A 15,417-nucleotide genomic window follows, 5' to 3' on the forward strand; every position below is an offset into this window, starting at 1 on the left:
GCGTGGCCTGGCCGAGCAGAGGATCGGTTAGCCTGCCATTATAGCAAGTCAGGCGCCGGACGCCAAGTAGGCCGCTATCAGCTTCTCGTCCCGGGCATCCAGCAGCCCCTTCTGACGTGCAATTTCCAGCAAATCCGGGCGGTGCCGGACGGTCAGCAGCAGCCGCTGTTCCCGACGCCAGCGTTCAATATTCTCGTGGTGTCCGGACAGCAAAACCGGCGGTACCGGTTGCCCCGCCCACTCTTCGGGCCGGGTGTAATGCGGGCAATCCAGCAGACCGTCCAATGCGGGGTTGAAGCTGTCCTGTATGTGGCTGGCCTCGTCGGACAGTACACCGGGCTGCAACCGCGCGACCGCGTCCAGCAAGGTCATCGCAGGCAATTCCCCACCCGACAGCACGAAATCACCCAGACTGATCTGGACATCGATATGGGCATCGATAAAGCGCTGGTCAATGCCCTCGTAGCGGCCACACAGAAGAATGGCACCTTCGCTGTTGGACCAACGCTGCACGGCGGTATGGTCCAGCCGCTCACCGATGGGGGAAAACAGGACCACAGGCGCTTTATCGTTGCGCTGGGCCCGGATGGAGGTGAGCGCCTGCTCCAGCGGCTCGGCCATCATGACCATGCCCGGGCCGCCGCCAAACGGGCGGTCGTCGACGCGGCGGTAATTGCCGAGGGCGAAATCTCTGGGGTTGGTCAGATGCACATCGACCTGGCCCGATTCAAAGGCCCGGCGCGTGATGCCAATCTTCAAGAAAGGTTCGAACAGTTCAGGAAACAGCGTGATCAGGTCAAAGCGCATGGCTTGGCCTAGTAATCAGCTTGCCAGTCCACGCGGATGCGCCGCGCCTTCAGGTCCACGTCGTCGACGTACTGCGACACAAAGGGGATCATGCGCTCCACCGCCTTGCCGTCCTGCTGATATTCGAGCACCAGCACCGTTTGCGGGCCAGTGGACAGCAGTTCTTTCACGGTGCCCATGGCTTCGTCTTCGCGGTTGATGACATCCAGACCGATCAAATCGACCCAGTAATACTCATCTGTTTTAGCGGCCGGGAAGCTGGAGCGGGAAACAAAGATGCGGGCGCCGCGCAAGGCCTCGGCAGCCGTGCGGTCCAACACGCCATGCGCGGTGGCAACTACCGTGTCGGAATGTTCCTTGGCTTCCTTGATGGCCAAGCGGGCGGTACCCTCAAAAGTCTTGAGGCCGCGCTCCGTAGGCAACAGAAACCATTGCTTGGATGAAAAAAGCGCCTCTGAAGTGGCGCTGTGGGACAGGACCTTGAACCAGCCCTTGACGCCCCACGCGTCGGCAATGCGACCTACCTCGACGGCATCCGCCGGCATTTCGTCAGCTTCAAGCCCGGGTAGCATGTGTGGGGAATCTATCAAGTCAGCGGACAGGACAGACGCCCTGACACTGACATGAAAAATCAGGCAGCCTTCTTGGCGTGCTGATTTATCAGGCGTTCCACGGTGGGAGATGCCTGGGCGCCAACGCCCTTCCAGTACGTCAGGCGATCCTGAGCGATACGGATGCTTTCTTCATTGGCAGTAGCGATAGGGTTGTAAAAACCGATACGCTCAATGAAGCGGCCGTCGCGGCGAGTGCGCTTGTCGGCAACAACGATATTGAAAAACGGGCGAGCTTTTGCACCGCCACGGGCGAGTCGAATGACGACCATGATTTATCCTTTGGATGACTGAAAATTCAAAGAAGAATTCAGCCAGAAATTATTTGAAGTTTGAGACACGCAACTGACCACCCGGCCAGCGGCACTCCAAATAGCCTTCCATTATAACGTCTTCCTGCCATATGACAATCATCCGCCCCAGCATCGACAGCGATATCCCCAAAATTACGGCAATTTATGCCCACCACGTGCTGCATGGCACGGGTACTTTCGAAATCACGCCCCCCACCGAGGAAGACATGGCGACCCGCCGTGCCGACGTACTGGGCAAGGCTTTGCCGTACTTGGTCATTGAACAGGACGGAAAGGTTGCAGGCTTTGCCTATTGCAACTGGTTCAAACCGCGCCCGGCGTATCGTTTTTCTGCTGAGGACTCGATTTACATGGCGCCAGACGCAGCAGGAAAGGGCCTCGGCCGCTTGCTGTTACGCGAATTGATGGCGCAGGCTGAGCGGGCGGGCATCCGCAAACTGATTGCGGTGATTGGAGACTCAGACAACAGAGGCTCGATAGGCCTGCACACAGCACTCGGCTTTGCGCCAGTGGGCGTGGTCCACGCCTGCGGCTGGAAGTTCGAGCGCTGGCTGGACATCGTAATGATGGAGTACGCGATCGGATCGGGTAGCGACACCGCACCGGCACAATGAGGCCATGAAAAACAAAACCGTTGCACTGTGGCTCACGTTTCTCGGCGGGCCACTGGGGCTGCACCGACTCTATTTGAACGGCCGATGGGACCGCTATAGCGCGCTGTTTTGCGTGCCCACGCTGCTTGGAACGTATGGCCTCTACCGCGCCCGCACACTGGGTCTGGAGGACGGTTGGAGCTGGGTATTGACTCCGCTACTGGGGTTCACCGTCGCCATCTGCGCACTGATGGCCATCGCCTATGGCCTGTGCGATACAGAGAAATGGAACTCCCGCTACAACTCCGAGAGTCCGCGGGAAGCGACTGCCGGACAAACCAATTGGCTGACGGTGGCCGGATTGGTCATCGCTTTGCTGGCAGGCACCACGGTACTTCTGTCCAGCATCGCGTTCAGCTTCCAGCGCTATTTCGAATACGGGTTTGATCAATCTCAGGCGCTAGACACGCCGAGCATCAAAAAATCTGCAGACTGAACCAGTAAGCAATCGCTGCCACGAAGGCGCTGGCGGGAATTGTCAGGACCCACGCCCAGACGATATTGCCAGCAACACCCCAACGGACCGCGCTGGCGCGCTGGGTGGAGCCTACGCCCACGATGGCGCCAGTGATGGCGTGTGTCGTGGACACAGGGATACCGAGCAGCGTCGCCGTGAATAGCGTTGCCGCACTGCCAGCTTCCGCACAAAAGCCCGTCATCGGGCGCAGTTTGGTAATCCGCTGTCCCATGGTTTTGACGATGCGCCAGCCGCCAGACATGGTGCCTACTGCGATGGTCACATAACAAGCGACAACAACCCAGTGCGGCAAATAGTCTTTGGAGGCCTTCATCCACTCGGGCAAGCCCTCTACATTGGAACCCGTTGCTGCAATCAACAGCAACCAGATAATCCCAACCGTTTTTTGTGCATCGTTGCCACCGTGCCCCAAGCTGGAAGATGCGGCCGAGACGAGTTGCAACCGGCGAAACCAGCGGTCCACTTTGGAAGGTCTGGCACGTCTGAATATCCAAGAGATGGCTACGCGTATCAGGCTGCCCATCGTGAACGCCAACAGAGGAGAGATGAAGATAAACGCAACAATCTTCAATATCCCGCTCGCAATCAACACGCTGGCACCGGCCTTGGCAATCGTGGCACCCACAATGCCGCCTACCAGCGCATGCGAGCTGCTGCTGGGGATGCCGTAGTACCAGGTCACCACGTTCCAGGTCAGGGCGCCCACAAGGGCTCCAAATACGACGTGGGTGTCCACCACATCGGGCATGACGATGCCCTTGCCAATCGTGGCGGCAACGGTCAGACCAAAGACAAAGTAGGCAACGAAATTGAAGAAGCCCGCAAAAATCACGGCCTGTCCCGGCTTCAATACACCGGTCGAGACGATAGTCGCTATGGAGTTGGCAGCATCATGAAATCCGTTCATGTAGTCGAATGCCAGCGCAATCAGAACCAGCATAAATACTACCCACAGACCTACACTGGCCGTTTGTGATGCATCCATGTTCCTGCCCCGGGAATCAGGAGTTTTCGAGGATGATGCCCTCGATCACATTGGCAACGTCTTCACACTTGTCGGTGATGGTTTCCAGCAATTCATAGATGGCCTTGAGCTTGATCACTTCGCGCACATCCGGTTCCTCGCGGAACAACTTGCTCATGGCGGTACGCATCACGCGGTCCGCATCCGACTCCAACCGGTCGATTTCCTCGCAAGTCTTGAGCGCAGCTTCTGCCGCACCCGCTTCCGAAATGGTACTCAGCAACTTGACCGCATCACGCAGGCGTTCGCAGCATTTCACGCTCAAGTCGGTCAAACGGGTGATCTCTTCCGTCATGTGGCGCACGTCGTACAGCGCCATGGTTTCCGCCGAGTCCTGAATCAAATCAGCCACGTCATCCATCGTGTTGATCAGCGCATGGATCTGCTCGCGGTCGATGGGCGTAATGAAGGTGATATGCAAGGCCTTGTTGCACTCATGGGTCACGCGATCCGCAGCGCGTTCGGCGTCATCCACTTCCTGGTTGTATTTGGCACGCAGATCCAAGTCCGCGTAATTGGCCACTAGCTTCGAGAAGGCGTGCGCAGCTTGCACAATCCGCTCGGCATGCTGGTTGAACATCTCAAAAAAATTGCCTTCTCTGGGCAGCAGTTTTCCAAACAGCATGAAGTCTCCTAACGGTGGAACGTGTCAATCATTTGACAGCTTTATGACGGGGCGAAGTTTAACCGCCCCGGTCTCAAAGGGCCGGCCCCTAGTCAGGCACTTCTAAAAATAAAGTAAACCGCCCCAACGAGGCACAGGCCCGCCCACAAATAGTCCAATTTGAGTGGCTGGTCCATATAGAACATCGCAAACGGCACAAAAACCGCCAGCGTGATGACCTCCTGCATGATCTTGAGCTGGGCCACCGAGATGCCCGCCTGCTGAAAGCCGATGCGGTTGGCGGGGACCTGCAACAGGTATTCGAACAAGGCGATGCCCCAACTGAGCAAGGCGGCGACATACCAAGGGGATGTTGCCAGGTTTTTCAGGTGGCCGTACCAGGCGAAGGTCATGAAGACGTTGGCGACTGCTAGCAGCAGAATCGTTTGCAGGGTGAAGGGGATGGCGTTCAGGAATTGCATATTTGCATTATCTGGTTTCCGTTCATGCCAACGCTACTTCTGGATCAGGCGTGTCGGGTAGGCCAGTGACCCGATTCACTCCTGGCAACGGTTTCTCAAGCGGATGGTGCGGGGAGAGTCCCATTGCGTCGACTTGGGGTTTTGCCAAATCAAGGAGGAGGAGCCCTCACGGCCCCGGGGGACATTCGCTTTGGGACTTACCCCGCGCCGTCAGCGGGCGAGCGAAAGGTAATTTGAACCTGCACCAAAAGAAAAGCCCCGCAACAAACGCTGCAGGGCTTTGATTCGAAAGACAGTGGACTTAGATAGTCACCACACCATCTTTCACAGTGGCTGCGGAATCTGTGTAGTCACCAATCTTGTCAAAGTTCAAGTACTGATACACCTTGTCGCTCGCAGCAGTCAGCACGCCCATGTCGGCCAGGTACTCTTCCTTGGTAGGAATCCGGCCCAGCTTGGAGCAGATCGCTGCCAGTTCGGCAGAGCCCAAGTACACATTGGAGTTCTTGCCCAGACGGTTCGGGAAATTGCGGGTGGACGTGGAGAACACAGTCGCGCCCTCCTTCACTTGCGCCTGGTTGCCCATGCACAAGCTGCAGCCAGGCATTTCCATACGCGCACCGGCGCTGCCCAACACACCGTAGTGGCCTTCGTCGCTCAACTGCTTCGCGTCCATCTTGGTCGGCGGGGCGACCCACAGCTTGACCGGAATGTCGCGCTTGTTTTCCAGCAGCTTGGAAGCCGCACGGAAGTGGCCGATGTTGGTCATGCAGGAGCCGATAAACACTTCGTCAATCTTGGCACCAGCTACGTCGGCCAAAGTCTTCACATCGTCCGGATCGTTGGGGCAAGCCACGATAGGTTCGTGGATGTCGGCCAGGTCGATTTCGATGACCGCAGCGTAATCCGCATCAGCGTCGCCCTTCAGCAATTGCGGATCCTTCAGCCAGGCTTCTTGCGCGGCGATGCGGCGTGCCAGCGTGCGGGCATCGGCGTAGCCGTTGGCAATCATCCACTTCATCATCGTGATGTTGCTGTTGATGTACTCGATGATCGGTTCTTTGTTCAGGTGCACCGTGCAGCCGGCGGCAGAACGCTCGGCGGATGCATCGGACAATTCGAACGCCTGCTCCACTTTCAGATCTGGCAAGCCTTCAATTTCCAGAATGCGGCCAGAGAAGATGTTCTTCTTGCCCTTCTTCTCAACCGTCAGCAGGCCTGCCTTGATCGCATACAGCGGAATCGCGTTGACCAGATCGCGCAGCGTCACACCGTCTTGCATCTTGCCCTTGAAGCGCACCAACACCGATTCAGGCATGTCCAAAGGCATCACGCCGGTAGCGGCCGCAAACGCGACCAGGCCGGAGCCTGCGGGGAAGCTGATACCGATGGGGAAACGGGTGTGGCTATCGCCACCGGTGCCAACGGTGTCGGGCAACAGCAGGCGGTTCAGCCACGAGTGGATCACGCCGTCACCCGGGCGCAGCGAGATGCCGCCGCGGGTGCTGATGAAGTCAGGCAACTCGTGGTGCATCTTGACGTCCACCGGCTTGGGGTATGCAGCGGTGTGGCAAAACGATTGCATCACCAGATCCGCGCTGAACCCCAGGCAGGCCAGATCTTTCAGTTCGTCGCGGGTCATGGGACCGGTGGTGTCTTGCGAGCCGACCGAAGTCATCTTAGGTTCGCAGTAGGTACCGGGGCGCACGCCTTGTTGTTCGCCATCGACAATTGGCAGACCGCAGGCCTTGCCCACCATCTTTTGCGCCAGGCTGAAGCCCTTCTTGGTGTCTTCGGGGTTGGTTGGCAAACGGAACAGAGTCGAGGGAGCCAGGCCCAGCGCTTCGCGCGCCTTGGCGGTCAGGCCACGACCAATGATCAGAGGAATGCGGCCACCGGCACGCACTTCATCAAACAGCACATCGCTCTTGACGGTGAATTCTGCAATCACCTTGCCATCCTTCAGCGCTTTGCCAGCGTATGGCAGCAGTTCGACCACGTCGCCCATGTTCATCTGGCTCACGTCCAACTCGATCGGCAGCGCGCCCGCATCTTCCATCGTGTTGTAGAAAATGGGAGCGATCTTGGTGCCGAGGCAGACGCCACCAAAGCGCTTGTTCGGCACGTAAGGGATGTCTTCGCCGGTGAACCACAGCACCGAGTTGGTGGCGGACTTGCGGGAAGAACCCGTGCCGACCACGTCGCCCACATAGGCCACCAGATTGCCGCGCGCGCGCAGGTCTTCGATGAACTTGATCGGGCCGCGCTTGCCGTCTTCTTCAGGCGTGATGCCGTCGCGTTTGTTCTTCAGCATCGCCAAAGCGTGCAACGGAATGTCGGGGCGGCTCCAGGCGTCAGGCGCGGGCGACAAGTCGTCAGTATTGGTTTCGCCAGTCACCTTCAGGATGGAGACGGTGATGCTTTGCGGTACTTCAGGGCGGCTGGTGAACCACTCGGCGTCGGCCCAGCTTTGCAGCACGGCTTTGGCGAACTCGTTGCCCTTGTCGGCCTTTTCCTTGACGTCGTGGAACTGGTCGAACATCAACAGGGTTTTCTTCAGCGCTTCAGCGGCTTGCGAAGCAACCGCAGCGTCATCCAGCAAATCCACCAGCGGGCTGATGTTGTAGCCGCCCAGCATCGTGCCCAGCAGCTCGGTGGCCCGTGCGCGCGAAATGAGTATGCATTCTTCCGTGCCATGGGCCACAGCAGCCAGGTAGCTGGCCTTGACCTTGGCGGCGTCATCCACACCGGCAGGGACGCGGTGCGTGATCAGCTCCACCAAAGTGGCTTCTTCACCCTTGGGTGGGCTCTTCAGCAGTTCAATCAGTTCGCCGGTCTGCTTGGCAGACAGTGGCAAAGGGGGGATTCCCAGCGCGGCACGTTCGGCCACATGGTCTCGGTAGGCTTGCAACATGGTATTTACTCCTTCTAAATCTTCAAATCAAAAATGCCGCTTAGGCGCATGGAATGTGCGTAAGAAGCTATCTATTTCGTAGCAGGTATGTTGTCCACAGGGACTACATTGTCTTTGTCGGTAGGGTTCACTTTCGGCTTCACCGGGTCATCCAGCAAGCTCGCCTGGGGATTGCGCTCCAGCTCCTGTGCCACTTTCAATTGCTCTTCGTTGACGCAAGCGTCCGCCAGGCGCTTGCCCAGCTTCTGGTGCATCAGCATGGACTTGTTGCCCAACTGCAGCCAGACCGCACCGAGCGCCATTTCCTCCAGGCGCACTGCACCGGTAGTTGTGGCGACCGGCGTCATGTGGAACTTTTGCTTGCCCAGCTCCAGCCAGAAGTAGCCGGGGTTTTTCTCATCACGGGTGATATGCACAAACGCGTTCAGCTCACACTGCACCCGGCCCACCGCAATCTTTTCGGACAGCAGCAAGGTCTCAGCATCCAGCGCCTTGACCGGCGGCGGCGCCGCCACTGGCTTGCGCGCTGGCTGTGCTGCCATCACCGAAAAACTGCAGAGCATCGCTGCAACCAACAACCATGTTTTCATATCAATTCCTGTTTCACCGCGTTGTGGCTTGAAACCAGTGCTGTGTTGATTCCGGCATTTTGCGACCTGTCTGGTGCGCGCGCTCCAGCACCTGCCAAAAATAGCGGTAGCTGGCGCGGTCATGCAACTTGCCCTCCACCGAGATGGGCGCCCACTCCTGCGCCTGCGCCATTTCCACAATATGCGCCGCCAGCTCGACTTCGCTTTGCGCGGGCGAAAAAGCTTCCAAAATCGGACGAATCTGGTCCGGGTGAATGCTCCACATCCGGGTAAAGCCCATCGCTTGTGAAGCCGTGCGTGCGGAGCGCAGCAGCGCATCCGTATTCTTGAACTCTGTGACCACGCAATGCGATGGCACTTTGCCGTAGGCGTGGCAGGCGCTGGCAATTTCTGCCTTGGCCCGTACGACCAACGGATGGTGGAACTGGTCCAACGACACGCTGTCGCCCTCCGACCGCACGCCCATTGCCGATGACGGAATGGCACCGCCATGGCTGGACACAAAGTCCATCAAGCCGAAGCTGATGGATTGCACGCGCGGGTGAGCCGCAATCTGGAACACGCGGTGCACCGCAGCAGGCGACTCAATCAACACATGCAAAGGCAAGTTTTTCCCGCCAGCTGCATCGATGGTTGCCACGGCCCGATCCACATCGACCAGCGACTCGACCTTGGGCACCATCAGGTAGCTCAGCACGCCGCCGGCCTGGCTGACGATGGTGTGCACGTCTGCCGCGAATTCCGGGTGGTCTACCGCATGCACCCGCACACCAACCCGGCGGCGCAAACCGTTTGCTATTAAATTGGGAGCTGCTTGCGCACTATTGGCAAGGGCTGCGACCATATTGGCATGGTCATCTTCGCCGCCAATCGCAGCCCCATCTTCGCAGTCCAGGGTCACGTCAAAGACGCAAGCCCCGAACTCCTCGGTCATATCGGCCTGCAATTGCAGGCTTTTGACCATCCGCGCTTCAACGCCGCTGTAGTGGTCGCAAACAGGCAAAACACCCGCGGCGCCATGGGCACCTAGAAGAACTTCACGCGGGTGTTTCACTTCCGGTTCGGCTTACAGCAGGTGCTTGACGCCGTCTTGCTCACCCTGCAACTCGGCCAGGGTCTTGTTGATGCACTCACGCGAGAAGGCATCGATTTCCAGACCTTCGACGATCTTGTATTCGCCGTTGGCGCAAGTGACGGGGTAGCCAAACATGATTTCCTTGGGAATGTCGTATTCGCCGTTGGAAGGAATACCCATCGTGACCCACTTGCCGTTGGTGCCCAGCGCCCAGTCGCGCATGTGGTCGATGGCTGCGTTGGCAGCAGAGGCTGCGGAAGACAGACCGCGTGCAGCGATGATGGCTGCGCCACGCTTGCCCACGGTGGGCAGGAAGGTTTCGCGGTTCCAGGTTTCGTCATTGATCATGGCCTTGACCGATTGGCCGCCAATGGTGGCGAAACGGTAATCGGCGTACATCGTGGGCGAGTGGTTGCCCCACACGGCCAGTTTTTCGATATCTGCCACGGCCTTGCCGGTCTTGGATGCAATCTGGCTGGCAGCGCGGTTATGGTCCAGGCGCAGCATGGCAGTGAAGTTCTTGGCTGGCAGATCAGGGGCCGACTTCATCGCGATGTAGGCATTGGTGTTGGCAGGGTTGCCAACGACCAGCACCTTGACATTGCGAGAAGCGACAGCGTTCAGGGCCTTGCCCTGTGCAGTGAAGATGGCGCCATTGATGGACAGCAGCTCGGCACGCTCCATACCGGGGCCACGGGGGCGCGAACCGACCAGCAAAGCGTAGTCGGTGTCCTTGAATGCAGTCATTGGATCGCTGTGGGCTTCAATGCCAGCCAGCAGAGGGAACGCGCAATCTTCGAGTTCCATGATCACGCCCTTGAGCGCGTTTTGGGCTTTCTCGTCAGGGATTTCCAGCAATTGCAGGATGACGGGCTGGTCCTTGCCCAGCATTTCGCCGGAAGCGATGCGGAACAACAAGGCATATCCAATTTGACCAGCGGCTCCGGTAACGGCAACGCGAACGGGCTTCTTGCTCATGGTGAGAACTCCAGGAAGGGTTGAAAAGTGGTGGGAAAACGGTGACTAAAACAGTGTCTGTTAGCGGCTTCACACAAAACGCGGGAAGCCCTGCAGAATGCGGGCAAGTTTACTCCCGATTTCACTTCAAAGTCAATTTGTCTTATGTCTTATATAAGATATGATTCAGAGCAAAAGAAGCCTGACTGCTGACTGACATTTTCTTTGCATTCGAGACCGCCATGGCAACCCAATCCACTGATAGCGCGCCCTCTGCCGACAACGAAACCACTTCGCTGACGGGGCCTTCAGCCACACCCGCTTTCAGCCCGCTGTACCAGCAGATCAAGGTTTTGCTGCTCAGGAGCCTGCAGTCCGGCGAATGGAAACCCAGCACCGCCATCCCCAGCGAATTCGAGCTGGCAATCCGCTACAAGGTGAGCCAGGGCACGGTGCGCAAGGCGATTGACGAACTGGCAGCAGAAAACCTGCTGGTGCGCCGCCAGGGTAAAGGCACCTTTGTCGCCACGCATGCCGAACACCATGTGCAATACCGCTTCTTGCGCCTGTTCCCGGACAACGGTGACCCGAACAGCGAAGGCCCGGCCCAGCGCCAGATCATCGACTGCAAGCGCACGCGCGCCAGCGTGGAGGTTGCCCGCGCCTTGGCCATTCGCCAGGGTGATGCCGTACTGCAAGTGCGCCGCGTGCTGTCATTCGCATCCGTGCCCACGATTCTGGAAGACCTGTGGTTGCCTGGGACGCCATTCAAAGGGCTGACGGCTGAGCGCCTGCGCGACTATGACGGTCCGATGTACGGTCTGTTTGAAGCCGAGTTTGGCGTGCGCATGGTGCGCGCCGAAGAAAAAATACGCGCTGTGTTGCCAGATGCGGAGCAACAAGACCTGCTGAAAGTAGACGCGCCCACACCTCTGCTAAGCGTGGAGCGCATCGCCTATACCTACAACGACACACCCATGGAAATGCGGCGCGGTCTTTACTTGACCGATACGCACTACTATCGAAATGAGCTAAATTGACCACCATTCCCGCGCAAGGCCGCCGTCAGATTGTTACGGTGCAATAGAATTTTGCCTTCGCCCAGAAATAATTACATAACAATTACATCCTTGAAAGCCCATCCATGACTGAGCTTGCCTCCTCCCAGCGCCCAGCGCGCCCCGAATTCCGCAACATCAATGCTATTAAAGACCTACCGTCTTACGCGATCGCCATGGGGCCGGGCGCGACGGTGTCAATCCTGCACCGTATCAGCGGCGCAATTCTTTTCCTCCTGATGCCCTTCATCATCTGGATGTTTGACACCTCGGTGTCGTCTGAAATCTCGTTCGCCAAGTTCACCAGCGCCTTCAACCAGGGCCTGTGGGTGTTGCCCGGCTGGTTCATCAAGCTGGTCGCGCTGGCCATCATCTGGGCCTATTTGCACCACTTCATCGCGGGCGTGCGCCACCTGTACATGGACGCCACGCATTCGGTCAGCAAAGAGTTTGGCAAGTCTTCCGCCATCGTGACGCTGGTGTTGGGCACGCTGCTGACGCTGGTGCTGGCAGCCAAGCTGTTTGGCGTTTACTGAGATTTTGCGGGTCAGACCACTTTGCGCAGCAAATGTGCTCTGACCCCAACTGATTAAAAAGGATTATTCATGGCAGTTAACTTTGGTTCCAAGCGCGTCGTCGTCGGCGCGCACTATGGTCTGCGCGACTGGCTGGCGCAACGCGTCACCGCCGTGCTGATGGCGCTGTTCACCTTGCTGGTGCTGGCACAGGTCATCTTCTCTCGCGGCCCTATCGGCTACGACAAATGGGCAGGCATCTTCGCTTCGCAGTGGATGAAGGTCATCACCTTCACCGTGATCATCGCCTTGCTGTACCACGCTTGGGTCGGCGTGCGCGACATCTGGATGGACTATGTCAAACCAGTCTCCATTCGCTTGTCCCTGCAAGTCTTCTCCATCGTGTGGCTGGTCGGCTGTGCCGGCTGGGCGATTCAGGTTTTGTGGCGCCTTTGAGCCCATCCCCTTAGATCTCCACACATCACAACAGGCTCTAATTCCATGGCTTACTCCGTTACCAAACGCAAATTTGACGTCGTGATCGTCGGCGCCGGTGGCTCCGGCATGCGCGCGTCTCTCCAGTTGGCCCGCGCCGGTCTGAACGTCGCCGTCCTGTCCAAAGTCTTCCCCACCCGTTCGCATACGGTCGCTGCCCAAGGCGGCATTGGCGCAAGCTTGGGCAACATGAACGAAGACAACTGGCACTACCACTTCTACGACACCGTCAAGGGCTCCGACTGGCTCGGCGACCAGGACGCGATCGAATTCATGTGCCGCGAAGCACCCAAGGTTGTCTACGACCTGGAACACATGGGCATGCCGTTTGACCGCAATCCCGATGGCACGATTTACCAGCGTCCGTTTGGCGGCCACACCGCCAACTACGGTGAGAAAGCCGTAGAACGCGCCTGTGCCGCTGCTGACCGTACCGGCCACGCCATGCTGCACACGCTGTACCAGCAAAACGTTGCCGCCAAAACCAGCTTCTTTGTCGAATGGATGGCGCTCGATCTGATCCGCGACGCAGATGGCGACGTCGTCGGCGTGACCGCGCTGGAAATGGAAACCGGCGATGTACACATTCTGGAAACCAAGACCACGCTGTTGGCCACCGGTGGCGCAGGCCGCATTTTTGCCGCATCGACCAACGCCTTTATCAACACCGGTGACGGCCTGGGCATGGCGGCACGTGCTGGCATCCCGCTCGAAGACATGGAGTTCTGGCAGTTCCACCCCACTGGCGTTGCCGGTGCTGGCGTGCTGCTGACCGAAGGCTGCCGCGGCGAAGGCGCAATTCTGCGCAACAGCAATGGCGAGCGCTTCATGGAGCGCTATGCGCCCGCCTATAAGGATTTGGCACCACGTGATTTCGTGTCGCGCTGCATGGACCAGGAAATCAAGGAAGGCCGAGGCTGTGGTCCCAACAAGGACTACATCAACCTCGACATGACCCACTTGGGTGTGGACACCATCATGAAGCGCCTGCCGTCGGTGTTCGAGATTGGTCACAACTTTGCCAACGTCGACATCACCAAGGAACCGATTCCTGTGGTACCGACCATCCATTACCAAATGGGCGGCATTCCGACCAATATCCACGGCCAGGTGGTCACGCAAGATGCGGACAACAAGAGCCAGGTTGTCAATGGCCTATATGCAGTCGGCGAGTGCTCCTGCGTTAGCGTGCACGGTGCGAACCGCCTGGGCACCAACTCGCTGCTCGATCTGCTGGTGTTCGGCCGCGCTGCCGGCAACCACATTGTTGAATTCAACAAGACCACGACGCACAAGGCCTTGCCCGCGAATGCCGCTGAGAAAACGCTGGCCCGCTTGGCGCGACTCGACAATGCGACTGACGGCGAATACGCACAGGATGTGGCGAACGATTTGCGCGATGCGATGCAGCAGCACGCTGGCGTGTTCCGCACCCAGGCTGCAATGAACGAAGGCGTCGCAAAAATCGCTGCGCTGCGTGACCGTGTGAACAAGATCGGCTTGAAAGACAAGTCCAAAATTTTCAACACAGCCCGCATTGAAGCGCTGGAGGTGGAAAACCTGATCGAAGCCGCACAGGCCACCATCGTGTCTGCCGCTGCCCGCCAGGAAAGCCGCGGAGCACACTCGGTCAACGATTACGGCGATACACCTGCGCACCCGAACGGCCGCAATGACACCGAATGGCACAAGCACACGCTGTGGTACAGCGAAGGCAGCCGCCTGGCGTACAAGCCGGTTCAAATGAAGCCGCTGACGGTCGACTCCATTCCGCTGAAGACACGGACCTTCTGAGGATTTGCGGGACAGATCTTTAGCTCTGTCCCCAACTGACTAGGAAACATTTATGACTAAACGCACTTTCAAGATCTACCGCTACGACCCGGACACCGACGCCAAGCCCTACATGCAGACCATTGAGGTCGAGCTGGATGGCCATGAGCGCATGCTGCTGGATGCGCTGATGAAGCTCAAGGCGCAAGACCCGACGATCTCCTTCCGCCGCTCCTGCCGTGAAGGCGTTTGCGGATCGGATGCGATGAACATCAACGGCAAGAATGGCCTGGCCTGCCTGACCAATATGCGCACGCTGCCGGACGTGATCATCCTGAAGCCACTGCCTGGTCTGCCGGTCGTGCGCGATCTGATCGTCGACATGACGCAGTTCTTCAAGCAGTACAACTCGATCAAGCCGTATCTGATCAATGACAACGTGCCGCCTGAAAAAGAACGTTTGCAGAGCCCAGAAGAGCGCGAAGAACTGAACGGCCTGTACGAATGCATCTTGTGCGCGAGCTGCTCCACCAGCTGCCCCAGCTTCTGGTGGAACCCTGACAAGTTTGTCGGCCCTGCTGGACTGTTGCAAGCCTACCGTTTCATCGCCGACAGCCGCGACGAAGCGACTGCCGAGCGCCTGGACAATCTGGAAGACCCGTACCGCCTGTTCCGTTGCCACACCATCATGAATTGCGTTGATGTGTGCCCTAAGGGACTGAACCCGACCAAGGCAATTGGCAAGATCAAAGAGATGATGGTGCTGCGCACGGTTTAAGCACATGACTGCAACGCTGGAACTGATCGATGAAAGAGCTCTCAGCAAGCTGCGCTGGCGCTGCCGCCGTGGCCTGCTGGAGAACGATCTTTTCATCGAACGTTTTTTCAAGCGTTACAGCGAATCATTGACGACCACGCAGGCAAACGCATTGAACTATCTGATGGACCTGAGCGACAACGATTTGCTGGATGTCCAGCTCGGCCGCAAGACCCTCGGTCAGGTGAATGCCAGCATGGACAACGATGATGTGCACGAAGTTTTGAAAATGTTGAAGACTCCCCTCTGA

At 58.1% G+C, this 15,417-nt stretch carries 18 protein-coding genes; 8 read left to right on the top strand and 10 right to left on the bottom strand.

The window, feature by feature from the left end; genetic code table 11:
* Positions 1-48: 48 nt before the first annotated feature.
* Genes trmD through rpsP form a run of 3 tightly spaced genes read right to left on the bottom strand, consistent with a single transcriptional unit; the run spans position 49 to position 1,690 of the window.
* Entirely contained in the window at positions 49-807 is a 759-nt protein-coding gene (trmD, locus tag AC1DV6_RS03060; RefSeq protein ID WP_477975012.1) for a tRNA (guanosine(37)-N1)-methyltransferase TrmD, read from the bottom strand.
* A gap of 8 nt (positions 808-815) precedes the next feature.
* The gene (rimM, locus tag AC1DV6_RS03065) at positions 816-1,379 is read right to left on the bottom strand and encodes a ribosome maturation factor RimM (protein WP_477975014.1); all 564 of its coding nucleotides are present in this window, start codon (positions 1,377-1,379) and stop codon (positions 816-818) included.
* Positions 1,380-1,438: 59 nt separating this feature from the next.
* A complete protein-coding gene (rpsP, locus tag AC1DV6_RS03070; protein ID WP_029706815.1) occupies positions 1,439-1,690 on the bottom strand; it encodes a 30S ribosomal protein S16 in 252 nt (83 codons plus the stop codon).
* Between the two features lie 131 nt (positions 1,691-1,821).
* On the opposite strand from rpsP, the gene AC1DV6_RS03075 reads away from it, so the two are divergent.
* Together AC1DV6_RS03075 and AC1DV6_RS03080 are read left to right on the top strand one after the other, a co-directional pair.
* On the top strand, positions 1,822-2,346 hold the full coding sequence (locus tag AC1DV6_RS03075; protein ID WP_477975016.1) for an N-acetyltransferase family protein: 525 nt from the start codon (positions 1,822-1,824) through the stop codon (positions 2,344-2,346).
* A 4-nt stretch (positions 2,347-2,350) separates the two neighbouring features.
* The gene (locus AC1DV6_RS03080; protein WP_477975018.1) at positions 2,351-2,821 is read left to right on the top strand and encodes a hypothetical protein; all 471 of its coding nucleotides are present in this window, start codon (positions 2,351-2,353) and stop codon (positions 2,819-2,821) included.
* Here AC1DV6_RS03080 and AC1DV6_RS03085 read toward each other — a convergent pair.
* From AC1DV6_RS03085 to AC1DV6_RS03115, 7 genes are all read right to left on the bottom strand, one after another.
* Positions 2,802-3,803 carry an inorganic phosphate transporter gene (locus AC1DV6_RS03085; protein ID WP_477975020.1) on the bottom strand — a complete coding sequence of 334 codons (1,002 nt, stop codon included), beginning with the start codon at positions 3,801-3,803 and terminating at the stop codon, positions 2,802-2,804. The genes AC1DV6_RS03080 and AC1DV6_RS03085 overlap by 20 nt on opposite strands.
* Positions 3,804-3,864: 61 nt before the next feature.
* Complete coding sequence (locus tag AC1DV6_RS03090; RefSeq protein ID WP_477975022.1) at positions 3,865-4,512, bottom strand: DUF47 domain-containing protein; 648 nt, start codon at positions 4,510-4,512, stop codon at positions 3,865-3,867.
* A gap of 92 nt (positions 4,513-4,604) precedes the next feature.
* Entirely contained in the window at positions 4,605-4,973 is a 369-nt protein-coding gene (locus tag AC1DV6_RS03095; protein ID WP_477975024.1) for a DMT family protein, read from the bottom strand.
* 301 nt (positions 4,974-5,274) lie between these two features.
* The gene (acnB, locus tag AC1DV6_RS03100; protein WP_477975026.1) at positions 5,275-7,887 is read right to left on the bottom strand and encodes a bifunctional aconitate hydratase 2/2-methylisocitrate dehydratase; all 2,613 of its coding nucleotides are present in this window, start codon (positions 7,885-7,887) and stop codon (positions 5,275-5,277) included.
* Positions 7,888-7,958: 71 nt separating this feature from the next.
* Positions 7,959-8,477, bottom strand: a complete 519-nt coding sequence (locus AC1DV6_RS03105; RefSeq protein WP_477975028.1) for a hypothetical protein — start codon at positions 8,475-8,477, stop codon at positions 7,959-7,961.
* Between the two features lie 13 nt (positions 8,478-8,490).
* Positions 8,491-9,531: an HpcH/HpaI aldolase/citrate lyase family protein gene (locus tag AC1DV6_RS03110; RefSeq protein ID WP_477975030.1), complete on the bottom strand. Its 1,041-nt coding sequence runs from the start codon at positions 9,529-9,531 to the stop codon at positions 8,491-8,493.
* Positions 9,532-9,543: 12 nt separating this feature from the next.
* Positions 9,544-10,530, bottom strand: coding sequence for a malate dehydrogenase (locus AC1DV6_RS03115; RefSeq protein WP_477975032.1), 987 nt, complete (start codon positions 10,528-10,530; stop codon positions 9,544-9,546).
* 221 nt (positions 10,531-10,751) lie between these two features.
* On the opposite strand from AC1DV6_RS03115, the gene AC1DV6_RS03120 reads away from it, so the two are divergent.
* The 6 genes from AC1DV6_RS03120 to AC1DV6_RS03145 all read left to right on the top strand — a co-directional run bounded on the left by AC1DV6_RS03120 (position 10,752) and on the right by AC1DV6_RS03145 (position 15,417).
* A complete protein-coding gene (locus AC1DV6_RS03120) occupies positions 10,752-11,549 on the top strand; it encodes a GntR family transcriptional regulator (RefSeq protein WP_477975034.1) in 798 nt (265 codons plus the stop codon).
* A gap of 104 nt (positions 11,550-11,653) precedes the next feature.
* A complete protein-coding gene (gene sdhC, locus AC1DV6_RS03125; protein ID WP_477975036.1) occupies positions 11,654-12,103 on the top strand; it encodes a succinate dehydrogenase, cytochrome b556 subunit in 450 nt (149 codons plus the stop codon).
* A gap of 69 nt (positions 12,104-12,172) precedes the next feature.
* Complete coding sequence (sdhD, locus tag AC1DV6_RS03130; RefSeq protein ID WP_477975037.1) at positions 12,173-12,538, top strand: succinate dehydrogenase, hydrophobic membrane anchor protein; 366 nt, start codon at positions 12,173-12,175, stop codon at positions 12,536-12,538.
* Between the two features lie 45 nt (positions 12,539-12,583).
* Positions 12,584-14,371, top strand: coding sequence for a succinate dehydrogenase flavoprotein subunit (gene sdhA / locus AC1DV6_RS03135; RefSeq protein ID WP_477975039.1), 1,788 nt, complete (start codon positions 12,584-12,586; stop codon positions 14,369-14,371).
* Positions 14,372-14,423: 52 nt separating this feature from the next.
* Positions 14,424-15,128 carry a succinate dehydrogenase iron-sulfur subunit gene (locus tag AC1DV6_RS03140; protein ID WP_477975041.1) on the top strand — a complete coding sequence of 235 codons (705 nt, stop codon included), beginning with the start codon at positions 14,424-14,426 and terminating at the stop codon, positions 15,126-15,128.
* A gap of 4 nt (positions 15,129-15,132) precedes the next feature.
* The gene (locus AC1DV6_RS03145) at positions 15,133-15,417 is read left to right on the top strand and encodes an FAD assembly factor SdhE (RefSeq protein ID WP_477975043.1); all 285 of its coding nucleotides are present in this window, start codon (positions 15,133-15,135) and stop codon (positions 15,415-15,417) included.

The sequence above is a fragment of the Rhodoferax sp. P2_H8_2 genome (genome assembly GCF_056403235.1).